Annotated in this window: 28 protein-coding genes; 6 read left to right on the forward strand and 22 right to left on the reverse strand. The window is 54.9% G+C overall.

The features are described 5' to 3' along the window. Position 1 precedes the first annotated feature (1 nt). Together K2F33_RS29735 and K2F33_RS29740 are read right to left on the reverse strand one after the other, a co-directional pair. Positions 2-1,105 carry a DgaE family pyridoxal phosphate-dependent ammonia lyase gene (locus K2F33_RS29735; RefSeq protein ID WP_076168566.1) on the reverse strand — a complete coding sequence of 368 codons (1,104 nt, stop codon included), beginning with the start codon at positions 1,103-1,105 and terminating at the stop codon, positions 2-4. Next, the gene (locus tag K2F33_RS29740) at positions 1,083-2,183 is read right to left on the reverse strand and encodes an amidohydrolase/deacetylase family metallohydrolase (RefSeq protein ID WP_212983140.1); all 1,101 of its coding nucleotides are present in this window, start codon (positions 2,181-2,183) and stop codon (positions 1,083-1,085) included. Before K2F33_RS29740 ends, K2F33_RS29735 begins: the two co-directional genes overlap by 23 nt. Positions 2,184-2,426: 243 nt before the next feature. On the opposite strand from K2F33_RS29740, the gene K2F33_RS29745 reads away from it, so the two are divergent. Continuing rightward, entirely contained in the window at positions 2,427-2,924 is a 498-nt protein-coding gene (locus K2F33_RS29745; protein ID WP_212983139.1) for an RDD family protein, read from the forward strand. An 87-nt stretch (positions 2,925-3,011) separates the two neighbouring features. Here K2F33_RS29745 and K2F33_RS29750 read toward each other — a convergent pair whose 3' ends face one another. Together K2F33_RS29750 and K2F33_RS29755 are read right to left on the reverse strand one after the other, a co-directional pair. After that, the gene (locus K2F33_RS29750) at positions 3,012-3,665 is read right to left on the reverse strand and encodes a deoxynucleoside kinase (RefSeq protein ID WP_076168573.1); all 654 of its coding nucleotides are present in this window, start codon (positions 3,663-3,665) and stop codon (positions 3,012-3,014) included. Next, positions 3,652-4,290 (reverse strand): deoxynucleoside kinase, encoded by a 639-nt coding sequence (locus K2F33_RS29755; protein ID WP_212983138.1) that lies wholly within the window; start codon positions 4,288-4,290, stop codon positions 3,652-3,654. Before K2F33_RS29755 ends, K2F33_RS29750 begins: the two co-directional genes overlap by 14 nt. Positions 4,291-4,507: 217 nt before the next feature. On the opposite strand from K2F33_RS29755, the gene K2F33_RS29760 reads away from it, so the two are divergent. The 3 genes from K2F33_RS29760 (at position 4,508) to K2F33_RS29770 (ending at position 6,422) form a co-directional block, all read left to right on the forward strand. Further along, positions 4,508-4,924 (forward strand): BlaI/MecI/CopY family transcriptional regulator, encoded by a 417-nt coding sequence (locus K2F33_RS29760; RefSeq protein ID WP_089546433.1) that lies wholly within the window; start codon positions 4,508-4,510, stop codon positions 4,922-4,924. A gap of 3 nt (positions 4,925-4,927) precedes the next feature. Then, positions 4,928-5,764, forward strand: a complete 837-nt coding sequence (locus K2F33_RS29765) for a M56 family metallopeptidase (RefSeq protein WP_212983137.1) — start codon at positions 4,928-4,930, stop codon at positions 5,762-5,764. A 103-nt stretch (positions 5,765-5,867) separates the two neighbouring features. Further along, positions 5,868-6,422 (forward strand): DUF2231 domain-containing protein, encoded by a 555-nt coding sequence (locus tag K2F33_RS29770; protein WP_263880325.1) that lies wholly within the window; start codon positions 5,868-5,870, stop codon positions 6,420-6,422. Between the two features lie 112 nt (positions 6,423-6,534). Here the strand turns inward: K2F33_RS29770 and K2F33_RS29775 are convergent, their stop codons facing one another. From K2F33_RS29775 to K2F33_RS29800, 6 genes are all read right to left on the reverse strand, one after another. Next, entirely contained in the window at positions 6,535-8,190 is a 1,656-nt protein-coding gene (locus K2F33_RS29775) for an LTA synthase family protein (protein ID WP_263880326.1), read from the reverse strand. Positions 8,191-8,329: 139 nt separating this feature from the next. Then, positions 8,330-8,671 carry a DUF1801 domain-containing protein gene (locus K2F33_RS29780; protein ID WP_076168586.1) on the reverse strand — a complete coding sequence of 114 codons (342 nt, stop codon included), beginning with the start codon at positions 8,669-8,671 and terminating at the stop codon, positions 8,330-8,332. 37 nt (positions 8,672-8,708) lie between these two features. Next, complete coding sequence (locus K2F33_RS29785; RefSeq protein ID WP_076168588.1) at positions 8,709-9,155, reverse strand: YciI family protein; 447 nt, start codon at positions 9,153-9,155, stop codon at positions 8,709-8,711. A 119-nt stretch (positions 9,156-9,274) separates the two neighbouring features. Then, positions 9,275-10,537 (reverse strand): RNA polymerase sigma factor, encoded by a 1,263-nt coding sequence (locus tag K2F33_RS29790; protein WP_076168590.1) that lies wholly within the window; start codon positions 10,535-10,537, stop codon positions 9,275-9,277. Further along, positions 10,534-10,968, reverse strand: coding sequence for a YciI family protein (locus tag K2F33_RS29795; RefSeq protein ID WP_076168592.1), 435 nt, complete (start codon positions 10,966-10,968; stop codon positions 10,534-10,536). The genes K2F33_RS29790 and K2F33_RS29795 overlap by 4 nt, the downstream gene beginning before the upstream one ends. A 151-nt stretch (positions 10,969-11,119) precedes the next feature. Beyond that, the gene (locus K2F33_RS29800; protein WP_076168594.1) at positions 11,120-11,947 is read right to left on the reverse strand and encodes an alpha/beta fold hydrolase; all 828 of its coding nucleotides are present in this window, start codon (positions 11,945-11,947) and stop codon (positions 11,120-11,122) included. A gap of 394 nt (positions 11,948-12,341) precedes the next feature. Here K2F33_RS29800 and K2F33_RS29805 point away from each other — a divergent pair, with 394 nt between their 5' ends. Beyond that, a complete protein-coding gene (locus tag K2F33_RS29805) occupies positions 12,342-12,755 on the forward strand; it encodes a nuclear transport factor 2-like protein (protein ID WP_076168596.1) in 414 nt (137 codons plus the stop codon). 62 nt (positions 12,756-12,817) lie between these two features. Here the strand turns inward: K2F33_RS29805 and K2F33_RS29810 are convergent, their stop codons facing one another. The 5 genes from K2F33_RS29810 to K2F33_RS29830 all read right to left on the reverse strand — a co-directional run bounded on the left by K2F33_RS29810 (position 12,818) and on the right by K2F33_RS29830 (position 18,818). Beyond that, a complete protein-coding gene (locus K2F33_RS29810) occupies positions 12,818-14,095 on the reverse strand; it encodes an erythromycin esterase family protein (RefSeq protein WP_263880327.1) in 1,278 nt (425 codons plus the stop codon). 83 nt (positions 14,096-14,178) lie between these two features. Continuing rightward, positions 14,179-15,270 (reverse strand): GerAB/ArcD/ProY family transporter, encoded by a 1,092-nt coding sequence (locus K2F33_RS29815; protein WP_263880328.1) that lies wholly within the window; start codon positions 15,268-15,270, stop codon positions 14,179-14,181. Positions 15,271-15,321: 51 nt separating this feature from the next. After that, positions 15,322-16,539, reverse strand: a complete 1,218-nt coding sequence (locus K2F33_RS29820) for a Ger(x)C family spore germination protein (protein WP_076168598.1) — start codon at positions 16,537-16,539, stop codon at positions 15,322-15,324. A gap of 15 nt (positions 16,540-16,554) precedes the next feature. Next, complete coding sequence (locus K2F33_RS29825) at positions 16,555-18,159, reverse strand: spore germination protein (protein ID WP_306433646.1); 1,605 nt, start codon at positions 18,157-18,159, stop codon at positions 16,555-16,557. Positions 18,160-18,431: 272 nt separating this feature from the next. Then, positions 18,432-18,818: a DUF5684 domain-containing protein gene (locus K2F33_RS29830; RefSeq protein ID WP_076168600.1), complete on the reverse strand. Its 387-nt coding sequence runs from the start codon at positions 18,816-18,818 to the stop codon at positions 18,432-18,434. Between the two features lie 323 nt (positions 18,819-19,141). On the opposite strand from K2F33_RS29830, the gene K2F33_RS29835 reads away from it, so the two are divergent. Then, positions 19,142-20,044 (forward strand): DUF4261 domain-containing protein, encoded by a 903-nt coding sequence (locus tag K2F33_RS29835; RefSeq protein ID WP_212983128.1) that lies wholly within the window; start codon positions 19,142-19,144, stop codon positions 20,042-20,044. 103 nt (positions 20,045-20,147) lie between these two features. Here K2F33_RS29835 and K2F33_RS29840 read toward each other — a convergent pair whose 3' ends face one another. From K2F33_RS29840 to K2F33_RS29870, 7 genes are all read right to left on the reverse strand, one after another. Next, entirely contained in the window at positions 20,148-20,780 is a 633-nt protein-coding gene (locus tag K2F33_RS29840) for a ferric reductase-like transmembrane domain-containing protein (protein ID WP_263880329.1), read from the reverse strand. Then, positions 20,777-21,730, reverse strand: a complete 954-nt coding sequence (locus K2F33_RS29845) for an FAD:protein FMN transferase (protein ID WP_212983127.1) — start codon at positions 21,728-21,730, stop codon at positions 20,777-20,779. Before K2F33_RS29845 ends, K2F33_RS29840 begins: the two co-directional genes overlap by 4 nt. A 29-nt stretch (positions 21,731-21,759) precedes the next feature. Further along, positions 21,760-22,083 carry a hypothetical protein gene (locus K2F33_RS29850; protein ID WP_089546419.1) on the reverse strand — a complete coding sequence of 108 codons (324 nt, stop codon included), beginning with the start codon at positions 22,081-22,083 and terminating at the stop codon, positions 21,760-21,762. A 237-nt stretch (positions 22,084-22,320) separates the two neighbouring features. Next, entirely contained in the window at positions 22,321-23,262 is a 942-nt protein-coding gene (locus tag K2F33_RS29855; RefSeq protein ID WP_212983126.1) for a ring-cleaving dioxygenase, read from the reverse strand. Between the two features lie 198 nt (positions 23,263-23,460). Beyond that, the gene (locus K2F33_RS29860; RefSeq protein WP_212983125.1) at positions 23,461-24,459 is read right to left on the reverse strand and encodes a type I glyceraldehyde-3-phosphate dehydrogenase; all 999 of its coding nucleotides are present in this window, start codon (positions 24,457-24,459) and stop codon (positions 23,461-23,463) included. 27 nt (positions 24,460-24,486) lie between these two features. After that, on the reverse strand, positions 24,487-25,053 hold the full coding sequence (locus K2F33_RS29865; protein ID WP_212983124.1) for an NADPH-dependent FMN reductase: 567 nt from the start codon (positions 25,051-25,053) through the stop codon (positions 24,487-24,489). A 21-nt stretch (positions 25,054-25,074) separates the two neighbouring features. Next, a complete protein-coding gene (locus tag K2F33_RS29870) occupies positions 25,075-26,016 on the reverse strand; it encodes an alpha/beta hydrolase (RefSeq protein ID WP_212983123.1) in 942 nt (313 codons plus the stop codon). Positions 26,017-26,312 lie beyond the last annotated feature (296 nt).

Raw genomic sequence — 26,312 nt, forward strand, 5'->3', positions numbered from 1 at the left:
TTTATTTTCCTCCTGTCAATTCACGGATTCGCGATTCAATCACCGTCATGTCATCGCCCATCAACGGCCTTGGATCGATGTCAAAATACCCCTGTCTTACGCCGTAATCCCGGGTATATATCGCAATGGCGCCCTGTCTCAAGCCGTCGTTCACATCCTTGGCGGTCGTTCCCGCCTGCTGCGGATCGATCTGCACCCGCGCCCGGTAAATGGCCCGGCCGGCCTCATCCTGCACGATCGTTACCCGGACCCCGGGAATGTCGTTCAGCGGCATCAGCGCCTGCAGCGATGCCTTTTCCTCCTCGCTCCGATCGACTTTGACCATATATTCGTCCAGCGCCTGCAGCAGGCCGAACGACGTTTCCTTGCCCACCTTCATGCTTCGTCCGATACCATGCAGCTGGACCTTCACCCACTCGATATATTCCCGTTTGCCCGCCACAATGCCGGAGGTCGGTCCTTCGATCGCCTTGGAGCCGCTGTATATGGCCAGATCCGAGCACTTCACGTACTTCTGGAGGTCTTCTTCCGCCGCAGCGTCGACGATCAGCGGTACGCCTGCCCGCTTGGCGGCTTCCCACGCTTCTTCAACGGAGATCATGTTCTTTTGTACGGCATGATGCGATTTTACGTACAAAATGGCAGCCGTCTTGTCCGTCACAGCGTCTTCGATATGCTCCGTGCGCCCCTCATTGGCATATCCAACCTCGACCAGCTTGCCGCCGCCGAGGTAGACCATCGTTTCCACCGGAGCGCCGTACTGCACGTTATGACCTTTAAGAATAATAATTTCGTTTTTCGCGATCGGCTCTTTATGCAGCTGTTCGCTCCGGCGGCGGTTTCCCTGCGTAACGATACCGGCCACCGACAAGGCGATGCCGCTGGACGCCGAGTTGACGATGACCGCCGCCTCCGAGCCGAGAACTCCGGCAATGTAATCGCCCGCCTTATCCACCAGGTCGGCGATTTCCACATAGCTCTGTCCGCCCTGCTTCATCGCTTCCATGACCGTGTCCGTCGGCGCGGAAACGCCGAGAATGCTCATCCGTCCGCTGGCATTGATGACCCGCTTGAGCCCATACTTAGAAAACAATGAATTCCCCATGAATGACCACTCCTTTGGTAGTAATGACTTGCTCAGCCGTTCTGTGCACACCCTCGGAATCTACAAGCTGCGCGGATTCGCCGCACACCGTAAAGAGGCTCAAATTCGCCGCATCCCCGACCTGTATCCGCCCGAGCTCGGGTCTGCCAAGCCACTGCGCAGCACGGACCGTGACTCTGCTGATCGTTTCCTCTAGAGAATACCCCAGGCTGAGGAACTTGGAAAGTACATTTGCTAAGCTGTACACGGGACCGTTCAGCCGGTTGCCCCGGTAAATATCCGTACTGATCGTATCCGGATGAATGCCGTGCCGTTTCGCGTCTTCAGCCACCCGGAAGGAAAAGCTTGCCGTCCCATGCCCAACGTCCAGATGGACGCCGCGCCGCACGGCATCGGTGAGCACTTTCAGCGGACGGCCGTCTGCATCAAACAGATTGTTGCTCTTGCCGTTTAAATAGTGGGTGATGATGTCGCCCTTCTCCAGAAGGGGAATCACGTCCCGGATATCCGGCGGCGCCGAACCGATATGCACCATCAGCGGCAGGCCGGTATCGTCCGACAAACCCCGGGCAAGGCGCAGCGGCTCGAGCCCGCTCTCCTTGACGACGCTCCGGCTGATGCGCGCCTTCAGCCCGACGATCAGCTCCGGATACGTCTGCGCCGCCTCGATCGCTTTGCCGCGGTCGATCCATTCCAGCCGGGACAGCTCATCCACCCGTTGCAAGCCGATCCGCGAAATGTTCATGAAGGCGAGCAGATTCGTCTTGGCTGCACGTCCGCTGGCGGCCAGATCGGCAATCCGGTCGGCCCCGCAGCTTCCCGCGTCGACGATCGTCGTGACGCCCTGCTTGACGCCGATTTCGTCAATGTCATCGCCGTAAGGGTCAAATTCGGGAAAGGCATGGACGTGCATATCGATCCAGCCGCTCGACACGTAAGTGCCCCGGCCGTCCCATACGGCGTCGCCCTTCCCCTCGCCGGCAGCCGTAATGCCGGCGATGATGCCCTTGGTTATGACGATGTCGATTTCTTCTCCGCTCACAAGCTTCACTTGGCGGAGTACGGTCGTTTGCTCCATGTCATCACCTGTCTTTTTATTATAACGTTATAATGTTTAAGATAGCACGGAACTACCCGTAAGTAAATATAACGTTATAATGTTTCAAGGAAGCAGCGTTATCCAAAAAAATCAGAATGAAAGGTTGTAGATCCGCAGCCCGCCGTCATAGATAATAGGATTAGACAAACCGCGTTCGACGTACATTGGAAGAAGCAGAACCACCATCATCAACTCCGTACGATACGGAAAGGGGAAACGGCCATGAAGCTGACCTTGGTAAGACTTACCGCCTACGGGCTGGATTTTATCATGCTTGCGCTTGTGCTCGTCGGTCTTCAGCTGGCGGCCTATCATCTGACCGGAGGATTCCCGTTTGACAGGCTGGTCAAGGGCTATCAAATCGAATGCTGGGTGCTTGCCACGATGTCCTTCCCCGTGTGGCTGTATTTTATCGTGTCGGAGTATTTTTTCGGCGCGACGTTAGGCAAAAAGCTGCTGCGGCTCTCGGTGACCCGCCGGGACGGAGAGCGTATTTCCTTTATCCAGGCCGCCGGCCGGACCTGCCTCAAGCTGCTGCCGTGGGAGCTGACCCATCTGATCGTCCTGGTTCCGGACCCATGGTGGAACGTCCCGGAGCCGCCGTATCCCGCATTGGTTCTGATTCCGAACGGGATGATTCTGCTGTATATCGTGTTCCTGCTGCTTAACCGGGGAAAGCGCGCGCTTCATGATATTCCTGCCGGCACTTTCGTCCGTTAACCGTTGACAGAGCTGGACAGCTCCGCTGATCATTTATAATCTAAAAAACGGACCACGCCCACTGGCATGATCCGTCTTCCTTTATAACTATAATTTTGCCGGCGTGCCTGCAATCGTTCGGCCCACTTGCGTCAAAATGTCGGACATGGACCGCTCGTCGTGCACATCATAATCCTCGATGTTCAGGCGCAGCACCGGGCAGGCATGAAATCCGTTAATCCAAACCGTATATCGTTCATGCATTTCTTCCCAATAAGACACGTCTGTCTGGATTTCCATCTCGCGGCCGCGTTCCCGGATTCGGGACAGAATGGACGGCAGGCTCCCTTCGATATAGATCAGGACGTCCGGATGCGGAAAATAAGGCGTCATTACCATCGCCTCGAAGAGGCTGGTATATGTACGGAAGTCCGTTTCCGACATCGTCCCTTTATCCGCATGCATTTTGGCGAAAATCCCGGTATCCTCATAGATGGAACGGTCCTGGACAAAGCCACCGCCGAGTTCGAACATGCGCTTCTGCTCTTTAAACCGCTCGGCCAGGAAATAGATTTGAAGATGGAAGCTCCAGCGCTCAAAATCGTGGTAGAACTTCTCCAGGTACGGATTGTCGTCCACCTGCTCAAGCGAGGTTTTAAAGCCGAGCGAACCGGCCAGCGCCGCCGTCAGCGTCGATTTGCCGACACCCACCGTGCCCGCCACCGTAATGACCGCATTATCCGGGATATTATATGGATTCATACACAAGCTCCTTTATTTGCGAGGATATCGTTTCAAATTGTTCCTCATTCTTGACGAAATCAACTTCGTCCCCATTAATCGTCAGCAGTACCGTCGATGCGCCGTCTGTGCCGTCACTGAGCTTGCCCATCGCGGCATCATAGTCCTCGATCAGCTGCTTGAGATAGGCGGGATCCATTCCTTCTTCAAAAGGGCGGCCCCGCCGGGCGATCCGTTGCAGCAGCGTATCCAGGCTGGCCCGGATATAGATAATGACGTTCGGCTTCGGCAGATCGCCGGTCAGCACCTGATAGATTTGCCGGTACTTCTCCCGCTCGACGCCGTGCAGCGTTCTTTCGCTGAAAATTAAATTTTTATACATATGATAATCGGAGATAACCGGCTGTCCCTTGCCGATATAGCCGTTCACCGTATGGGTGAGCTGCTTGTACCGGCTGCACAGAAAGAACATTTCGAGCTGAAAGCTCCAGTCCTCCATATTCTCGTAAAATGACTCGATGAACGGATTTTCCTCCACAATTTCCTTCACCACCGGAAAGCCCAGTCTGTTAGCCAGCATCGCAGCCAGCGTGGTTTTCCCCGCTCCAATGGGCCCTTCTACGGCGATAAACGGCACCTGTTTCATGAATGGTGTGACTCCCTCCCTACGGTATGCCAAAAAAAACGACTTACCTATTGTATCACAGCATCGTCCGTTTGCTAGAAGAACTTTTCTTGAAATCATATCCTTTAGCTGCGCAGGTTATGCAGGCGCTGAAGGCCAGGAAAGCCAGTGCTCCGGTCCTGGTTGACGGGCATGCCGACATAACACTATAATTTGTAGTGTAAAGGGAGTGCACTGTATGAAGATGAACAAGTTCAATTATCAAGGACGGGGATTGGAGCGATTCTTCGGCCCGCTTGAAGCCAAGGTCATGGACGTGATCTGGAGCCGCCTGGAGGCGGTGACCATCAAGGAAGTGAACGCCAAGATCAGCGAAGACAAGCCCATGAGCTTCAACACGATCATGACGGTCATGAACCGGCTTGTTGACAAGGGGATTCTGCAGAAGAAGCTTCAGGGGAAATCTTACGTGTACAGCCCCGTTCTGACGAAGGAGCAGTTTCTGGAGGAACAATCGAAAGAGCTGTCCTACGATCTGGTTAAGGAGTTCGGTTCCCGGGCCGTCGCCCATATGATCGATGCGATGGAACAGGTGGACCCCGACCTGCTCGACCAGCTGGAGAAGCAAATCAAACAATGGAAAAAGGATCGGTAAGCCATGTGGGAAAAGCGATCGAAAGGGATGCTCGCCTTTGTCATGCTGACGGCCGGCTTGGTCTACGTGCAGATGACGCTGTTTGTGGTTCAGTTCATTTTCCATGTCCGTATGCCGGCGAACCTCTTTAATGTCTGCATTGAATTTTTGCGATTCATCGGGTTCCCGGTCCGGATCAATGTCATGCTGTTTTTGCTGCTTACCTCACTCCTGCTGTCGCTTGCCGTCTGGCTCCGGGAAGGCATCGCTTCGTTCCGCTGGAGGAAGCTTCTGCACCGCTGCCTGGATCCCGACTTATCGCAGGCGATCGGCGAAGAGCACGGACTTGGTCCCCAAGCTTTAACTGTGATCGATCATCCGGATCAGGTCGCCATGACGGTGGGACTGCTGCGGCCCCGCATCGTCCTGTCGACAGGCCTCATATGCGAGCTGAGCGAGAGCGAACTCGCGGCCGTCATGGCTCACGAGAAGTACCATTTGAGCGAGAGGCATCCGCTTAAAATTTTTCTGCTGACGCTGGTCGGCACCACGTTCTGGTACATACCGATCTACCGCTGGCTGATCGGCAAATACAAAATGCTGATCGAGCTGATGGCCGACCGTCAGGCCGTTCGCGCCACCGGAAGCGTCGCCGATCTGGGCAGTGCCCTGCTCGTGATGCTGAAGCGGGGGACATCCGCCACGCTGGTACCGAGCAGCGCGTCGTTTGCCGACAACGCGATCAATCTGCGCTTGAAGCTGCTGGTGGATCCGCACTTTAAGCCGCCGCTGCGTCCGCCGCTTATCCCCTGCATCGTCTCTCTGATCGCATTCGGATTCGTCGTATTTGGCATTGGATAATGCGGTAAAACAACGCCTTGCCGTTTCATATCAGGCAGCGGCGTTTTTTCGGAAACTTAAAACTACGTTATGTAGTGTTAATTGAAGTGGAGGAGAAATGGTGATGAATTATTTATGGGATAACAAGCATTTTATCATTACGCATTTTCCGATCGTGCTCCTGCTGTTCAGCCTGCTGTTTGATCTGGCTGCTCTGATCTGGAAAAAACGGGAGTGGCATTCCGCAGCCCTCATCTGCCTCATCATCGGCACGGTCAGCACGGTCGCTGCGGTATTGACCGGACCGAAAATGATGCGCAATCCGAACGTAGAAACTCATGCCATGTACGGCGTCTATACGATGTATTTGGCGATCGCGCTATGCATCGTCCGCGGAGCGATTGGGCTCTGGAAGAAGCGGGACGTCGGCAGAAACCCGCTGTACCTCGTGGCGACCCTCGCAGCCGTCGTCCTGGTGATGTATACCGCTCATCTCGGGGGAGAGATGGTGCACCGTCCGTTCGAGCCCGGGCAGTTCCCTCAAGGACAGATGGGCGGCGGTCAAGGCCAAGGCGCCTCAGCCGGGATGCCGGGCGGGCAGGGTGTGCCCGGGGACCAGGGCGGCCAGCCGCCGGCAGACGGAAGCGCCGGCGCTTCCGGATCAGATTCGGCGGAGTAATTTCCTATTTCCACCAGGCTGCACTCCCCTTAACGGCAAAACAGCGGTCCCCGGTGTATCCGGTGGAGCCGCTGTTTTTTGGTATGACGATCCATGCCGTTGAATGTTCCGCTCACCGTGCCGGATGATCCGCTGCAGGCTGCTTGATGCGCTCTTTACTTCCGTCCTTCCCCGCTTTTCCGTTTGAACTCGGCTTGGCACGGAGGCCGGCTGGCCCATCATTCCCCGCCTGCTTTTCACCCGGCTTTGCTCCCGGCCCGGTTTCCGCTTTAGGCGGCGCTTTGGCCCCCGCAGGCTCCTGCTTCGACTGGGATTCCAGCTTGACGCCGGGTCTGGCGGGCAGACGCTTCACGTACCGGTCCGACAGCCCCATCCGCTTTTGAATAAATTCAAAGTCCGGTCGATACCGCTCGACGTTCTGTACCGGCAGCATCGTACGGAGATCGTATGCCTTTCCGTCCTCAAATCCGTTTTTTCCAGCGACAAACACGATGTCGTCATTAAAAAAGGAGCCGGCCGGCATGTAATACCGCGATCCGACAATATTGTGACCGACGTTGGCCAAATCGTGGCCGAATGCGGTAAATTTCTCCTGTTTCAAATCAATGCCCATCACATTGGCCACTGTGGGCAAAATATCGATCTGCCCTCCGATCCGCTCGATCCTCTTGCCTTCGCGCTGGCCGGGCAGGTGGATGATCAGCGGCACGTTGTACGTGCTGATGTGCTTATGGTACGGAATGCCGAGCGCTTTGCTGACGGTGGCGGGGCGATGATACCTTTTATGAAGGCCGAAATGGTCTCCATAGATCACGACTACGCTGGTATCCCAGAGCCCCGATCTTTTCAGCTTGTCGATAAAGGTTCCCAAGGCATAATCGGTATAGTTGACGGCCGTCAAGTAGTCCCCGAGGCGCCCATCGGCGAAGTCGTCAGGAAGGTGAAGACGCTTGTCGGCTTCTTTGATTTTATAGGGAGAATGGCTCGTCACGGTAACGAATTGGGCGTAGAACCGCTTGTCCAGCTTTCGCATCGTTTTCATTTTACGGATACCGACCCGGAACAATTCCTCATCCGACGCCCCGAACCGGCTGAATTTGACCTTGCTGAAATAGGGCTTGTCATAATACGCGTGAAACCCCAGCGCCGGATACATTTGGTCCCGGTTCCAGAAGGTCACGTCATTGACATGAAACGTCGCCGTAACGTAATTATTCCTGCCCAACAGCTTGGCAAGGCTCGGCAGCTTTCGGTCGGCATACGTAGTAGACATGGCTGAAAACCCGATGGGGTAGATCGACGTGCTGGCGGCAAACTCGGCGTCTGACGTATTGCCTACTCCGATTTGCTGGAATATGTATGGAAAATACAAGCTTTCTTTGGACAACTGTTTCATTACCGGCGCTACCTGATGCCCCTGAACCGATGCATTCAGCACAAAATTTTGAAAGGATTCCAGCTGAACGACAATGAGATTTTTGCCCTTTCCGGCCCCCCAATAGGTTCTGGCACTGCCCTCGGGAGGCTCCCCAAACGGATAAGTCCGGTCGAGCTCTTCAAGTTTTTCGGGAATCGTTTTTTCGCGCTGGGGCTTAACCTCTTTTTTTGTCAACGAATGCGGCTTGGTTTCGGGCTGCAGCTTGGCCGGAAGGTTCCGGTAGAGCAGGACCGCGCCTGCAATCAATGCAGTCGACAGGGCGGCGGCAATATAACGGGCATAACGAGACTTGAATCGGTTCATCAGCTCTTTAACCACTCCAAGAAGCATAATATGGCGGTCAATCCTGGACCTGTTATAGGGTGTCCCATCCTGCCCGAATGATTCCCGGTTCTGCGAAAAAAAGCAAAAAAACCCTTGGCATTCAAGGGTTTGGATTTCCATATCGCGTCGGGTCTAAAGATAACATTTACAGCGTTTCGGCAGCCTGGCTGAGCCAAGCCGACAGCTGGCCGGCATCAAACGAGTCCCCTTTGCGCAGCTTCATCGTTTTTCTTTCCGCCGGTCCCTCAAACATGCCTTCCGGAAGGTCCAGCCCGTCCGCATTAAAGATCGTAAAGCTGACCGCATCCTTCGAGGCGGAGATGACGGCAGCGTATTTTCCGTTTTTCAAAAAATGGGGTTTCTTGTACTGGATGCGCTCGCTCACGTCCGGCAGGGCCTGATGGACCACTTCACGCAGACGGGTGGACAGCTCGTTTTGCCACGGTTCTTTCAACGCCTCAATATAATCGACGACTTCCTGATTCATTTATGATTCGCTCCTTTGTCAACGATGAATGGGTTGCTTATGAAAATTTCTGCATCTGATCCAGCATACGGACCTGCTCCTGCAGGTCCGCTTCCAGGGCCAACACCCTTGGATTTCGGTCTTCCTGTGCCCATTCCCTGAGCTCGCGGACATCTACTTCGCTGCCCTCACAGCCTTCGGGTACCGGCATCTTCATAGCCCATTCCACCGCCTCGTCCGCCGTTGCCGACTCGATGACTACGTATCCCGCGATGAGCCGATGATCCACAGGGAATGGACCGGGGCAGACCTCCGGAATTCCGTCACGGCCGGTAAGCCGGATTCGGACCCCGCTTGAACTGGGCTGGAGCTCCTCGGCAGCAAGGAGCTTGCCTGCCTGTGCCAACGCCTTGCGATATTCGGCCATCCCTTCCTCGAACCGGCGCGTGTGTAAAATACCGGCTTCCGACAACCCGTTAGCCCTGACAATCAACATAAATCTCATGAACGTTTCCCTCCTTGTTGGAGGAAGACTAAAGGCCACGATTTCCTGCCCTTCTTATTCTTCCACCTGCTATAACGACGAATGGGAACGTCCTTCATCGACATACAGCAGCAAAATAATTAATTTGGTGAACCGCCGCACTCCGCGGCCCGCTTCAAGAGCAGCTGCTGCTCACGGCTGTTGCGGGTCATGGCGGCCGCCCGTTCGAATTCGGAGCGGGCTTCGTCCATCCTTCCGAGCTTGACCAGAAGGTCGCCGCGGACGCTCGGGAGCAGGTGATACTCTTTCAGGGCGGGTTCGTGCATCAGCTCATCGACGAGCTGCAGACCGAATGCCGGACCGAAGGCCATCGAAATGGCCACCGCCCGGTTCAGCTCGACGATCGGGGAGGGCGCCACCCTGGACAGCGCCTCGTAGAGGGCAGCGATTCGGGCCCAATCCGTGTCCGCTGCAGCGGGCGCCTGCGCATGACAGGCGGATATCGCCGCCTGAAGCGCGTAAGGACCGAGCGGGCGGCCCAGCTTCCGGCACCGCTCCAGCGCCGCCAGCCCACGGCGGATAAGCAGCCTGTCCCACTGCGCCCGATTCTGGTCCATCAGCAGCACCGGCTCGCCGGAAGCGCTGACCCGGGTCTTGAAACGGGAGGACTGGATTTCCATCAAAGCCACCAATCCGTGAACCTCCGGTTCCTCCGGGGCAATCTCGGCCAGAACGCGTCCAAGCCGCAGCGCTTCCTGGCAGAGCAGCGGGCGGAGCCAGTGGTCTCCGGTCGTCGCCGAGTATCCTTCATTAAACATCAGGTAGATGACCTCAAGTACGGCGCTCAAGCGCTCCTGCAGCTCCTCTCCTGCCGGAACCTCAAAAGGAACCTTGCGGCTGCTTAAGGTTCGTTTGGCGCGGACGATCCGCTGGGCGATGGTCGATTCTGCCGTCAGAAAGGAACGGGCGATTTCATCCGTGGTCAGGCCGCATAACAGGCGAAGCGTCAGCGCGACCCTGGCATCCCGAGACAGCACCGGATGGCAGGTCATAAAGATCAGACGGAGGAGATCGTCGCCGATCTCCCCGTCCATATTCCGCTCCAGGTCATCTTCAGTATACAATTCTGTTATCTGCGCCATCTCCGCGTATTTCTCATCCCGGAGCTTGTTTCTGCGCAGCAGATCGATGGCCTTCCGCTTGGCCGCCGTCATCAGCCAGGCGCCGGGATTGTCGGGGATGCCGCTTTCCGGCCACCGCTGGAGGGCGATCACCAGGGCGTCCTGGGCCAAATCCTCGGCCAGGCCCACATCCCGGACCATTCGCGTCAGGCCGGCGATCAGCTTCGGGGATTCAATCCGCCAAATGGCGTCAATGGTCCGGTGCGTTTGTGATGAAGTCACGCTTTTCGTTGCTCCTCCAGCTGCTGCCGGAGCGCGTTGTCCTTGGCGATGGCTTCCGGATTATCCGTCAGGTCCTCCATTTCAAACACCTGTCTCAGCTCAATTTGACCCTGGCCGTATCCGTGGGGATCCGGCATCCGCAGCGCCCACTCGATCGCTTCCTCCCTCGATTTGACTTCAATCAAAGTATACCCAGCGATCATCTCTTTGGCTTCGGTGAACGGCCCGTCGACCACTTTCGGTTTGCCGCCGGGTTCCGGGTAGGAGATACGGATCGCACTGGAGCTAGGAAACAGGCCATCGCCTCCGAGCATGACACCGGCTCTGGCCAGTTCTTCGTTATAACGCTGCATGGCTTCAAGTAACTCCGGACTTGGCAGAACTCCCGCTTCAGAATCGGTTGTCGCTTTGACGATCATCATAAATCTCATATTTTTATTCCTCCTTGGATTGGGATGAAGCCGCCGTCTTCCCTGATTCAGCTTCTATCATTTCGACGAACGGGAGAGACTGAAATCGACATCAGCGCTTCATTTTTAAAAATTTTTTATTTCTTTTGGTCTGGATCGTTCAGTCATGCCTTTACATGCCGGATGCCTGCGCCTTGTCTGCAAAAAATGCGGACAGTTCCGCCGCAATTTTCGGAGCGTCCAGCTTTTTCGTATGGCCGAGCCCCTTCTTACTCAGCAGAACGGCGTTCGGCAGTCCTTGAGCCAGCGCACCGGCGGCATGGCGGAGGGAGATCGGACTATCCGGCCCTTCCAGAACAAGCGTCGGCATCGTCACGCGGCTCCACTGTTCAACAGGCAGCGGTTTACCGTCCCAATAACCGTCAAGCAGCGCGGCATCATAGGGCAGCGTGTGGGCCACCGCCATCAGGTTCGCCCACACCTTCGGCATCATTCGCATCATGCTGACGACGAACCCGGGGGCTCCCATCCCTTTGGTCATAAAATATTTAATCGCTTCGGCGCGCCGCCCGCTGCGGATCAGCTCCGTCACCTGCGGCATAAAGTCCTGCGGCGGCTTCCGGTCCGAGGCATCGACCACAAGCGGCGGTTCGTGGAGGGCAAGCTTCGTGATGGCCGCCCCTCGGGCGGCTGCCTCAAGGGCCAATACGGCTCCCGAGGACAGCCCCCAGACATACGCGGAGCCTCCGGCCGCTTCGATGACCGCTTCCAAATCCTCGATCTCGCGTTCCACGGCGTAGGGCTGGGAATCCCCGCTGTCTCCCCGCCCGCGGCGGTCGTAGTTATATACGGTAAACTGGCTGGACAGCAGCTGGGCCAGCTGGACCTGCGCCGGAAATTTGCGGTAACTGAACGCCCCCGCCACCAGGATGAGCGCAGGCCCCCTCCCGCTCCGGTCGTAAGCGATCTTGGTTCCGTCTTTTGAAAGGACAGTGTGCATGAGAATAATCTCCTTTTTCATGGTTTCTATATAGACGACGAATGGACGAAACCCGGATCGACATATCTTCAAAAAAAAGTTTTCAACAAGCTGTTCAGTGCTTCCTTCCCTTTCCGGATGTAATCATACATCTGTTGGTTCTTGGACGCCTAATTGTTTTCGGCAGCGTATGCCCGATTTCCTCCCTGTTTTCGGAGTGCTGCCGATTCCTAGAACCTTGGGGAATCTTTTTTTGTGCACGCTAAAGCGGCCGCCGGGAAAATCCCTTGAGCCGCTTTTTTGATCCATATTTGCAAAACGATCTGGTGTGGTTTGGTTCCTTAAACAACAAGGAGGATGAAAATTCGATGTCGAATAACAAAATCATAGAAACTGAATGAGGGGGGAAGTGAACATGGCAGAGGACAATACCCGGTACGAACAGGTGAAAATGATTTGTGCAGAAGATTGCGGAAACGCACCCAAAAAAGAGTTCCTCAGAGCGTTTAATGCTGCCTTTGTTTGCAACGATATTGACTTTATTAATGAGAAGACGATAGAAGATATCCAATGGAATATTGTCGGCCATAATACATTGCAAGGTAAGGATCAGGTTTTCGAAATGCTCAGAAAGCTGATGGACAAAACGCCAACGGAGTTAATCATTAGCAATATCATCACGCACGGATATTCCGGTTCTTTAAATGGCATACTCAACCTCGAAAATAATATGAGCTACGCTTTCTGTAATATTTATCGTTTCAACAGCAGTTTAAACAAAACAAAAATTAAGGAAATTACTTCTTATATCATCGATATTTCAAAATAACAAACGATAAATAAGCCGCCTTTATCCTCTCAGGCGGCTTTTATTCATTTAACTATGAACCTTCAAACCATCTGCGGCAGTGCCAGCGGTTCTAACGCATGGGTTTCATGGATAAAGACGAACGCATCGTAACGCATCGGCATACGCGAGGGAACGTAATTCCCAAGCTCATACCCGGGGTCATAGACGACGCCGATCGCCCGGTGACCGAATACTTCCCGCAGCTCCGGCTGGGCATCGGCGTCGAACAGCAATAGCATGTTCTCGCCTCCGCCTGCACGGGCCAGCAGGTCTTCCCAACTGCCCCGGATGGCGGCCGGAACTTCCATGACCTCCACGGGGGCACCCCAGGCCGAGCCTGCCAGCACATGCCCGTGATGGGTGCCGAAGCCGACGCTGAACGTCTGGGCCGGTCGGTAATATTCGCGGACGAGCTGACCGACGTTGACCATGCCGTCAGCCGCCATGTCCGTTGCGCGGGCGTCCCCGATATGGGTATTATGCTCCCACAGCACAGCCTGGGCATCCGGCCCGTGATAATCGAGCAGCTGCCGGAGCGCCCGAACCATATGACGGTCCCGGACGTTCCAGGAATCGGGTCCTCCGCGGACCATGGTCCGGTAATAGTGCTCCGCGTCGGCGGCTGCCATCGTGTTCATCATGGCGTTCAGCTCCGCTTCGCTCTGCGGATGGCCGAGCCTGGTGCGCTGCATTTCATGCAGCAGCGCCACGATCTCCTCCTCACAGCTTTCCCCGATCAGTCCGGCGGAAATGCCATAGGACTGTGAGTCGTCCCCATAAGGCTCAAAGCAGCCGAACGCCTGCAGCGCCGTATCCAGGAGAGGCGACTCCGTTTGCTTCAAATAATCGACGATATGCTGCATGGATTCCCACAGGCTGTATACGTCGAGGCCGTAAAAGCCGATCCGTTCCCCGGCGGGCCGCCCCAAGTTATAGCTTCTGAGCCATTCGATGAACGCTTCCATTTCCCGGTTGGCCCACATCCAGGACGGCCATCTGTGAAATGCCCGCAGCGCCTCTGCCGCCGATTTGGCTTCGTTATCCTCCAAATCCTTGACGTACTTGTTGACTTCGTAGCAGGAAGGCCAGTCCCCTTCCACAGCTATAAACCGGATCGCCTTGCTTGCGATCAGCCTTTTCGTTATTTCGGCGCGGGTCGTATAAAATTCGGACGTCCCATGCGAAGCCTCGCCGAGCAATACTAACCTCGCATCCTTGGCGGCTTCGACCACCCGGTTTAAATCTTCCGGGCTGTGGTAAGGCATGGCCTCGCGGCGGATTCGCCGGGCTGAAGATTCCGATTGCAGCAGTTGTTCCATATTTCATCCCCCTTTAGGACAGATACGGATAGGGTCTCCACCTCCGCAGCGGGATTATGTGCATATCCCAATGAAATCTTCGCCTAGGCCGGCTTTCGCTTCTTTTTGCCAATCAGCATCGCAATGACCAGGATCCCGGGAATCACCAGCTGCGTAATCGGCATCAGCTGCTCTACGGTCAGCTTGAGACCTGCCCTGAAATATTCCGTAAACGTGGGTGATAAATACGTGAGGCCAAATACGGTCAATCCCAGCGGGATGATCCACAGCTTGTAGCGGATTCCGGTGAGGCGCTGAAGGCCGATGCCTGCCCCAATCAGTAAGAAATTAGCCTTCATGCCGATGCCCATGAACAAGAGCAGGACAAACAGCGCGTCGGCTCTCTCAATCACGTTGGCCACCTCCATCATCTGTACGACCATAAACAGCGGATACGTGCCGATGGTGGCAATCTCGGGCCCGAGAACGAGAATAACCAGCTGGTTTAGAACGGTCAAAAAAACAGCTGTAGCCAGAAAGGATACGATGGTGAGCCTGCCGAGATGTTTGCCCCTCTGAGCATATTTAAAATAAACCAGAAACAGGACGGTTTGCCCGAAAGGAAACGATACGATGTTAGGCATGGCCGCCCGCCACACTGGAGCGAATCCGTTCTCCAGGACAGGAAACATGAATTTAGTGTGCAGCAGCCCCGTCAAAGGGACCATGACTAAGATCAATACATATCCGAACGCCATGACATAGGCATAAATCACGCTCAGTCTGAAAGCCGCCCGTGGCCCAAGATAGGTGATGTACGACCCGATAAGCACCGAAATGAAAATAATGATCGACATCGGTGTCCGGTTCAGCATCGTTTGAACGGCCAATTCGCCGATATCGCGAAAATTCCGGGAGGCTTCATAAGCAAAATAAGCGGTAAGCGCAAACGCAGCAATCCAGCCGAATATGCTGCCCAAGTAATGCCGGCACATCTCGAACAGATCCCTTTCCGCATCCAGGCGGTACATCAGCAAATAAACCAGAAGCAGCATCAGCCCTGCTCCGGCGCCAAGAAGCATGGCGATCCAGGCGTCCTGCTTCGCCTCTCCCCCTAACAGGAACAGGGTAGTGCTTCCTACTTCAAACAGTGATAACGATATGGCAATTTCAGAAGCACGGGTCGTTCGGATCATAGGATACTCCTTCATCGTACTCAGTTCTCTTGGGCTGCCCGGAGACAACTATTACTTCATCAGTTGTATCGTCTTCTGGATAAGTCCCGGCCGGCGGATCGTTGCCTTGACCTGGACCTGAATATCCATGCGTTTAAATTGTTCCGGCCATGTGGCCTGCATCTTCCTCCACTCTTTGGGAAAACTGCGGTGAATGATGTCGGCGTAACCGGTCACGTCAATTCCCATCTGACGCACGGCATCCCAACCGGTAGACATCTGATCACGGACTTCCGCTTCGATACTCTTCTCCATTTCACGGATGACCTCCGGTTTGGACAAGTCCTTGCTGCACGTGGATTCCATTAAATTCCCATTCAGTTTGACGTTAACCAGCATCGTATAGTGCGTGCCGGCATGGACGGGCCTGAGCTTCGTTTTCGCAGAGGTGATGATGATCGAATTATGCTTGTTTTTCGCTTGGGGACAAGGAAAAGATAACTCGGTCCCCTTCACTTGATCGGTCAGCCACGACAGCCCCATGCTTTCTCTGCCGCTCAGATATCCGGTCAATCGGTCCCCGCTGAATACGCCAAGGCGGGTCAGCCTCAAGGAAAGCGGAGGTGAGGTTTCTTTTAGGACATCGAGCGAATGCAGCTTCTCCTTATTCTCCTCCGTGTCCTCACCCACAAATGTAGCTACCGGTATACCGATACTTTTGGCATCCGAATGCAGGCTGAGCGCCAGATCAAAGATCGTTTTTTTCGGAAAAATCGATATGAATCTTGACTCTTTCCCCATAATATCGCTGTAGCTTGCACCCGGCAGCTTTTCAGGAGGAACCATTTTCTTCAACAGATCCTTCGCCGTTCCGTCGGTGAGCAGCAGCTCTACGGTTTCACGGGATTCCGAATTGCGCAGAAACAAATCAACCAGCTCGCCGAGCCCCCGCTCTGCCGCTTCCCTGCCGACCACAATCACTTTGGCGTGTGCGACATACAGCTTCCGGGAGGCTTCCAAATTACTCTTCATTCGGGCCCCGAAAATAGTATCGGAAACCATGGAAAACACATAAATGGCCGGCTGTGAGCTCATCCCGGCCGAGCCGCCCGTCCCGGAGGCCATGGAGGACGGGATGATCGTCTGATAGCTGATTTCCCATTTGTCCCCTACTCGGTCGATGCCGCCGGCTACCGTAATTCTCAGGTCGTTCAGCTCAGCCCGATTCCAGCAGCCTGTTGTAAGCAACAGGCAAGCCATCAGCACCAAGCAGGCAATCCGTCTTCTCATCCCCATCCCCCCTTCCTAGGCCAATGGATCCCTCGGGCGCCCGACCTCACGTTCTGCGAACGACTTCTTGTCTTTCGGCTGGCGCATCCGGTTCTGGTCCCCGATGCCTATTGGACGCGTGCGCAGCTTCCACCAGGGCGCCCGAATCATCTGGTCCTTTTGGTTCGTTTTGTTAAAAGGCGATGACGGCATGAGATAAGGTACGCCAAACGATTCGAGTGAGGCCAGATGCGCCATCAGCGGAATCAATACCCCAAGCACACCGACCAGCCCGAAGCTTCCGGAAAATATCATCAGGACAAATCGGAGAAGGCGGACGGACGAAGCAAAGTTAATCGCCGGAAGTGCAAAATTGGAAATCGCTGTAAAGGAGACGACAATCACGACGGCTGCCGATACCAGTCCCGCCTGGACCGCGGCCTGACCGAGCACTAATGCGCCGACGATAGAAATGGCCGGGCCGATCGCTCTCGGCATCCGGACGCCTGCTTCACGAATGACTTCAAAGGTCAGCTCCATCAGCAGCGCTTCGACCAGCGTCGGCAGCGGCGTAATTTCCCGCTGTGCGGCCAATGAAATCAAAAGCGGCATGGGAAGCAGTTCCTGATGGAAGGTGGTTAAGGAAATAAAAATCGATGGGAGAAGCAGGGCGGTGAAAAACGAGATCATCCGGACAATGCGAAGAAAGGAAGAAATATCGAATCGTTGATAATAATCTTCGCTGGAGGTCAGGAAACGGTAAAAAGTGACGGGAGCCACTAAAACAAAAGGCGTGCCGTCCACAAAGACGGCGACCAGTCCCTCCAGCAGCCCGCCTGCGACCGTGTCGGGCCGCTCGGTATTATATATGGTTGGGAATGGCGACTGAACGCCGTCCTGTATCATTTCCTCAATGTACCCGCTCTCCAGAATCCCGTCGATTTCAATACTTTGGATCCGCGATGTCATTTCCTTGACGACCTCCGGGTTTGCGATCCCTTCGATATAGGCGATGGATACGTTGGTGCGCGTATAGGTTCCGATGACATGCGATTCAATGGTCAAATGCGGGGATTTGATTTTTCGCCGGAGCAGGGCGATATTGGTCGTGATATTTTCCGTAAACCCTTCTTTCGGGCCCCGGATCACCGTCTGGGAAGAAGGCTCCTCTACTGATCGCCGGGAACCTCCATCGATATATACGGCGAAGGCTTCCCGCATGCCTTGAACGACAATAACGGCCCTACCGTCCAGGACCGAATGGATTAAATCTTCCTGCGTGCAGATGACCCGAACATTCCCTATGGCCAGCTGGTTTTTGAGCCAATCGGCAGATGCCTTGTCCGCCCGAAGCAAATTATCCAACTTCAAGCGATTCAGGTTTTCCAGCAATTTGGAAAGGAGCAGCGGATCTACCAGGCCGTCGATAAAGCTGACGATGACTTTATAGTCCGATTCCTGATCGGCTGCGAGATGATGGATGACAAAATCCGTATTTTTGCCCATGGATTGTTGGAGCAGCTCCAGACTGTCGGATAGTTCTTTGCTCAGGGGCTTCCCCTTAGGAGAATCCTGATGTTCTTGCTCCCGCTCAGGCCGGGGATAGGTATACAGAAACTTTTTCAGCCGCTGAATAAACAATGGGAAAACTCCTTCGAGAAATGATTACCATTATTTTGCTGTTTCCCCTGTTTTTTATGCATCGAGCTCCCTCCCGGTAACACCTCCGATATCCGAAAATGCAAAACCGCCCCCTAACGGGAGCGGTCACGGTCATTGTGTGCATTTTTACCTCGATGATTGGGGCCGACCCGAGTACGAATCATGCCCTGTGTTGTTAAATCTTAGAATCACGCTTCAGTTCTGTCGGTATGTAAGCAAAGATCCGGTCAGAGCCCAAGAACGATTTCTGCTTAAAATGCGGCTGTTGGCCCTGGGGGAACCGGCGGATTGTACAGCTGGTAAGTCGTCTTGCTGGAATAGCCCCAAACCATCCACAGAATCACATATACCGGGGACAGGAAAATGGCAAAAAGAACGTAGGCCCCGTTCTTGCCGAACGCGTTCAGCAGCTTCACCTGCCAGATGATGGCGAACACGATATTGGCAATCGGCACCAGTGTGATCAGGATCCACCATGCACTCTCCTTGATCAGCTTCAACTGGAGAATATAATTCAAAATCGGGACAAACGCAAACCACGCGATGTCGTCCCTGCCCGCCTTTTTGGCAAGCTGGAAATACGCGCCGCAAATGGCGATATATATGGCTAGGTACAGCACAATCATGACAACGATCATTAAACATCCTCCTGAAATTTGGGTGTAGAGGTAAAAATGCACTTCTCTTTATTCGATGCGTTTCACCAAATCCCTTCTTTAATTGTGCTTTTTTCGACATAAAACTACATCCCGGGACCGATGCGTTTTCGGAGCACTCCGATTTCAGCCGGGCCTTTTATAACTTATTGCCGGCCTGCGGTTTTATGACATCCAGCGATTCGCCGAAATAAATAAATTTCCTTCTCCCTGTCCGGCGGGATACGGAGCATGAGCTGGAACACATTGGAAAGATTCGTTACAATAAGGAATGGAGAACAGTACAGCGATAGGAGAAGAGGAACATGACGAGTGAGGTAACTCAGGAAGAACAAAGCTTTGGCTTCTCGCGGGTATATGCAGTCGAACTGAAATATCGGCACAAGCCGGAAATCGACCGAAGCCGTTTGTTTGCAAGCATGGAGCGTTACACCGGCTCCACCCAGCAAGCCGGAGAACGCGAACATGCCGGCCTTGCGGTGTGGGGGCCGGATGAGTCCGGTCCGGATGATCTGCTGCACTTTTTTCACCTGGACTATAAGGTTGCCTATTCGGAAGGCGAGATGCCGGCGCAAACCAGCCTGATGCCGGTCCAAAACCGCCCGGTAGACGAATATGCCACCGCCGTTCAGCAGTCCTGGCACTGGAGAGAAGCCGGAGAAGTCGTCAGCGGATGCGGTTATACGCTGCTGCTCACCGACCTGGTGGCTTCGGGCCTTATGCCCCAAGACAGATTGCAGCTGATGACCGGCGCCCTGCGGGCCGTGCTGGAGGTGGCTCCATGCGACGCCGTCTATTTCCGGGCCAGCGACAAGCTTGTCGAACCGCAGGCGTACCTGGCGGCAGTGGAACAAGGCGAACTGCTGTACGGCGCGATGAACATCCGCTTTTATAACGTGGAAGGGACCGGGAGCGGGCGCAATGAAGGGCTGATGGATTCGCTTGGGCTGGCGGCGCTCGGGATTCCCGACGTCCAATGCCACTTCTTTGACCTTGACCCTTCCGAGCTGGCCGGCCAGCTGATGGATGTGGCGTACTATTTATTCCGGCAGGGAGACGTGATCGAAGACGGCGAAACGATCGGCTTCACCGAAGAGATGCGCTGGCGCTGCGAGCATCAATATGCGCTGGCCGAGCCGCAGCGCGTCGTGCTCGACATCGATCCAGGCGCCCCCTACTACGCCGGACGGCAGGAGAACAGCCGCTAAATCTAAATGGCCCGAACCCGAGCGAATATGAACTTTTGATAACATCCGAATAACGCTTGATCATGCTTAACAGGCGGAGCGCAGAAGCACTCCGCCTGTCTTATTAGCGTGAAGAAGGAATTTGTTTGATGCGGGTTTTCCCGCCTTCCTGCACCACAATCAGTCTCCCTCCGCCCTTTCTGCGAGAAGCGGCGATCCGGTTCACCAGCAGGATGAGCACCGTCACGCCGGTCACCGCATAGAGCCCAATCACGGGAGCCTGCCGGCTGTCCGTTCCCAGCATGATCCCGTGGACCAGCGCCATCAAATAGGCGGGCATGGCCAGAAAGTGAATGAAGCGCCATACCTTTTTGCCGAGCTTCTTCATCAGATCCGAGCTGATGATCAGCAGCAGCAGCAAGTACAGCGACAAAATCCCCATCCCCATCCACAACCGGTCGCCGCTCGCCTTAAAGGGGATCAAAAGATCCGCCAAGGAATACCCGACAAACCGGTCGAACAGAAGAACGAGTCCGTGAACCATGCCAAATAACAGACCGAACCAGCCGCACCATTGATGCACCATGTTCAGCTTCGCTTTCACCGGCCCTCTCGCCCACGCCCCTCCCTGCAGCAGTCCTGCCGCAACAGAAGCGAACAGGAGCATATAAGAGGTCAGCCCCGCCGCCCTCGTCGTCACCCACACCGATAAAATTTGACTGATGCCGCTGCCGAAATGATAAAAGACCGCCATCATCCCGCCTCCTTTCCATTCTCCTGTCGATATGCTTCGATGAATCCCGCCGTACAGACGGAGCCGTCTTCGCAGACGAGCACAGCCGCCGCGGCGGGATGTTTGCGTTCAAGCCATGCCGTCCCGGCCTGCAGGCCAAGGATTAGCAGGCATTTGGCATAGACCTCGGCCGCCGTCAGCGACGGATGGATGACCGTCGCCTGCACCACATCTGTCAGGCTAGACATCATGGTGCGAGGATCGAGGATGTGATGCCGCTCCTGTCCCTCTCCGTCCAGCCATTTCCGCTTTAGCCGGCTGCTTGTGGCAACGCCCGCGTTCCTGCGGATGACGAGCGAATCCATGTCGCGGTCCAAAGCGAATGGATCCGCTATGTTAACCTGCTGCGGACGGTCCTCCCCGCCCCACAGCATCATGTCCCCGCCGGCGCTGACCGCCCCGTGTGCAATGCCCTTTCTGCGCATCATGCCCGCGAGCTTCTCGGCGCTCCAGCCCTTGGCGATGCCGCCGAGATCCACCGACCATGCCGGAGGCAGCTCGATGCTGCGAAGCAGCGGGTTCAGCTTGGCCCCCATCTCCGGGCCAAAAGCGCCCAGCAGCTTTGCATTAGCCTCCGTTCGATCGGATGCCTGTGAAGAAACCTTCTTTTCAGCAGCCGTCTCTCCGAAACTTCGGCCGTATCCCAGATCAGTCAGGAGCTGCCCGAGAAAAGGGTTAAACAACCCGTCGGCCCTATGGTAATAATCCACCGCCACGCTGACGGCTTCGAACAGGATCGGCGTCGCCATAAACGGCCTGCCTGCCGAACGATTCAGCCCGGACAGCTCGCTGCCCGGGTCGAAGCGGGTCAAATGCTTTTCTACAAAAGCAAACCAGGACTCCGCTTCCCTCTGCTCCGCCTCAGGCAGTCCCTGCGTGACGAATTCGGTGTTCATCGCTCTGAATGTATGCATCTTCAATCACCTCCGTCCAGCATCTGCCGCTAGGAAGCGTGGGTGCGCATGGAGCCTTCCCCGCTGCTGCTTTGCCCGGAGCCGAAGTCCATGCCCGACCGGGAGCGGCCGCCCATAAATCCGCGTTCCTGCCCGGAGAACCCTGCGTCCCCGCCGGAAGCTTCGTCCCGCCACTGGTTCTCGACGTCGCCGCTTGAGTCGTCTTGTCCCGCTCCGAAGATCGGGGAAGCGCTCGCCACATTCCCTGCAGCAGTGTCGGCCGGATTAAACTTGGAGATATATCCTACGAAACCTGTAAACATGACCACACCCGCCATGCCTGCCGTCCATTTGATCCATTTGGAATTTGCCATATACAGACCACCTTGTTTCAAGTATGTTCATTCCCGTTATGCTGTCATTGTACGGGGCGATGGTGAAAAGATGGTGAAAAGCCAATGTCTCACCATAAAGTCTAGCGTTCAGGCAGAAGATTGCTAAAAAAAAGATGACCCCTGTCCTTGCAGGGATCATCGATGGACGGCGGTTCTAAATTACCTCATATCCAAATGCTGATTGTCTCACGATATCGCGCACCGCCTGTTCCGCGGTCAATTCCATACTTTCTCGGTCGTAACCGGCTCTAACCGGGCTTCAATGTCACCGCGCTGCGGTTCAAACCATTCCGGCAGCATCAGCTTGCGTCCCAGCGCATCCGGGGCTTCGTCCCGGGCGAATCCGGGAGGATCCGTCGCAATCTCAAACAGGATTCCGCCGTGTTCCCTGAAATAGATGGCTTTAAAATACTGGCGATCCTTAATTGGAGTGACGTCAAAGCCATTGACCGACACGCGTTCCCTCCACGCTTCATGCTCCGCGTTATCGCTTGCCCGCCAGGCGATGTGATGTACGGTTCCGGCAGTGCCATGTCCCGCTTCCATGTCCTCCATACGAACATCGATCAGGTTGCCGATCTCAGCCGTCGCTTGAAAACGGGCGTATCCGGCGTCTTCCCCGATTTTGGCCAGTCCGAGAAGGTTCTCCAGCACGTCGATCGTGTCGGCATAAGCCTCGCTGAACAGAACCGCACCGCCTAATCCCTTGATGGCCTGGTCATCCGGAATGCTTTCAAGCGGGCTTGCGCCCCCGGCTCCGTCCTCCCGCTCCACCAGTTCCAGGCGCAGTCCGTCCGGATCCGAGAACTGCAGATAGTTCTCTCCAAACCGCTTGCTGCTTGCTGCATCCCGTCCGAACCAAGCCAGCCGTTCCTGCCAAAAATCAATGGAGCCGGGCGGAATGACAAAGGTCACGATGCCCACCTGACCGCCCCCAATCTGCCCTTGCCGGGCCCGTGGATAAGGAAAAAAGGTCAGAATCGTTCCCGGAGACCCGGCCGGGTCACCGAAATACAGGTGATACACCGTAGGATCATCGAAGTTGACCGTCTTCTTCACCAAGCTGAGTCCGAGGATGCCGCTGTAGAAATCAATCGTTTCCTGGGGATTTCTTGAAAATGCCGTAATGTGATGAATACCTGCCGTGCGTGTGAACATCTGTATCGCTCCTTTAGGATTTTTGGATCCGGGTTTTTATTTCGAATTTATTTATCTTAAATTAAAGATAAATGATGTTCTTCTCATTGTCAATCCATTTTTTCGGAGCGAATCCGATCCGTCCCTTTCTCAAGCAAATTAGGGCCGCCGGTACTCACCGGCAGCCCCTTTCCTCTGTAACTGCAATCCTATTTCATCCTATTTCCCTGCCAAATAAGCAGCAACTTCCGCCAATCTGGAGGCATAACCCCATTCGTTATCGTACCAGGTGGCGACGGACAGCATTTCCCCCTGCACCTGGGTTAACGGCAGGTCGATAATCGAGGAATGCGGATCGGCAACGATGCGTGACGATGCCCATTCCCCTTCCAAAACGTCGAGCACACCCTTCAGATCGCCTTCGCTTGCGGCCTGCCGGAACATATCATTGATCTCCTGAACGGTACAAGGCTTCTCCGTGATCAGGTTCAGCTCGGCAATGCTGCCTGTACGCGTCGGAATGCGGTACGCTTTGCCGGTAATCTGCAGATCGTTCCAGATGAACTTGAGCGCTTTGGCGGCGCCGGAAGACGACGGAATGATGTTTTCGGCTGCAGCCCAGGAGTCCCGGCGGTCCTTCATCGGCTGATCGGTTAACGATTGCGTGTTCGTATACGAGTGTACCGTGGAGAATAAGCCGTATTTGATACCGTAGTTTTCCCGGACCAATTTGACGACCGGAGCCAGCGCATTCGTCGTGCAGCTCGCCATACTGATGATTTTATGCTTTTCCGGATCGAAGCTGTCGAGGTTGATTCCTTTCAGCAGAACGGCGTCGCAGTCATCAAGCGTTTTGCTTGGTCCGCTGACCAGCACCCGTTTGGCTCCCCGCTCCAGATGCTGTTCGGCCACAGGCCGCGTCACGGCCCGCCCGGTGCAGTCGACGACCAGGTCGACGCCGAGCTCACCCCAATGAGGCACTTCCTTGGCCGAATTCAAATACCGGATATCCCGGCCGCCGATCACGATCGCGCCCTCGCCGCCCGATACGTTCTCAGGCCAGCGCTTGTAGTTGGTGTCCACTTCAAACAGCGCCGCCAGCGTCGCTTCATCTTTGATATCGGAGATGGAATAAGGAACAAACAAACTTTGTTCCAACGCCGCCCGAAGCAGCTGTCTTCCGATCCGACCGAATCCATAAATTGCTATGTTACCCATAATAGCCTCAGCTCCTGATTAAGATGGTTATTGCCCGTTCATCTGCTGTACCTGATCGACCCATTGGATGAACGACCGCACGTAACGCTGTACATACCTGCGGGTCGTTTCATCGGTCAGCTTACCGCTCTCCGGATCAACCTTCTCCATCGCCTGCGATATATACATTTTTTGAAACGGCATCACATAAGACTGAACGGCGTCCAAGGTTTGCCGGATTTGCTGCTGCGACAAAATCGTCCCTTTAACGCCCGGCGTCGCACCGATGACCCCGGCCGGTTTATGAATGAGAACCGCGGTTTTGGTCGGGGTTGAGGCCCAGTCCAGCGCATTTTTGAGCACACCCGGGATGCCCGAGTTATATTCCGGGCTCACGATGATGATTCCGTCCACCTGTTGAACCGCTTCGCGGTAGCGTTTGACCGGCTCCGGGCTTTCCTCCCGGTCCAAATCCGCGTTGTACAAGGGAAGATCCGCAATCGAGATGAATTCATATTGTGCGGAATCTACAAGCTCCGGGATCGTATCCGCAATCATCCGGTTATACGAATGCTCCCTTAAACTCCCCACCATAATGCCTATGGTTGTCGCCATTTGCTATTTTCACCGCCCCTGCTATTCTTTGAGCCAAGCGTTCGCCAGCGCGATCGCGCCTCTAGCCGCTGCGGTATCCGCAAGAGCATTCAGCATGACGAAGTCATGAATGGCCCCCTGGAAACGGGCAGCGGTCACCCGGACGCCGGCTTCGCGCAGTTTGTTGGCATAAGCTTCGCCTTCATCGCGAAGAACGTCCGCTTCAGCAGTAATGACCAGTGCAGGAGGCAAGCCTTCGAGCTGCTCGCGCGTTGCCCGCAGCGGGGAAGCATAGATCTCCTCTTTATCGCTCGGCTTCGCAATATACTGCTCCCAGAACCAGGCCATGGCGTCCCGGCGCAGGAAATAACCTTCCGCAAACTGATGATAGGACTCCGTGTCGTTGCCCGAGTCCGTCACCGGGTAGAACAGCAACTGTTTATGAATGGCGGGTCCCTTACGTTCTTTCGCCATCAGCGTAATCGCAGCGGTCATATTTCCCCCAACGCTGTCCCCAGCCACGGTAAGGCGGTCCGTATCCAGACCGTATGCCTCGCCATGTTCCGCAATCCAGGTCAGAACCGCGTAGATTTCTTCGATCGCCGTCGGATATTTTGCTTCCGGAGACAGGCTGTAATTCGGGAAAACGACGCAGGCCTCGGCACCGACCGCAAGCTCCCGGATCAGGCGATCATGGGTATGCGCATTTCCGAACACCCAGCCGGCGCCATGGATATAAAGAATGACCGGCAGCTTATTTGTAACGTTTTCGGGACGAAGCAGTCTGACCGAAACCTGTCCGCTAGGCCCTCCCTCAACGGTGATATCCTGAATTTCAACCGGGAGCTTCGGGACGTCGCCCGATTGAACCTCGTCTACGGCTTCGCGCCCTTTTTCCGGTCCAAGATCAAACAAATACGGCGGATTGGCGGTATCTTGTGCAAATTTCAAAGCAGCGGGTTCCAAAACAACCTTCTTTGTCATATGTATTCCCTCCCATAATTTATACTACAATGCGTAGTTTCAAAAAGCATGAAATCACCCGGTAAGGGCCACGGCATCCCATGATGCCCGTCCATCAGGCTAAGGACCTTCCAATGTTGATCCGGTGCTCCGTGCAGCCAAGAAGCGTAGTGGGAATCGACAAACATGCTTGACGCATAACATCCCTTTGGCAACGTTAGAATAGCACATAATGTTTTTCGTGTATATAAAATTATATTAACTATGTTTTTCTCTCTAATGTACAAAAAATCAGTAAAAAAGGCCGTTGCATTTAC

The sequence above is a fragment of the Paenibacillus sp. PSB04 genome (genome assembly GCF_025809195.1).
GTDB classification, from domain to species: domain Bacteria; phylum Bacillota; class Bacilli; order Paenibacillales; family Paenibacillaceae; genus Paenibacillus_AQ; species Paenibacillus_AQ favisporus.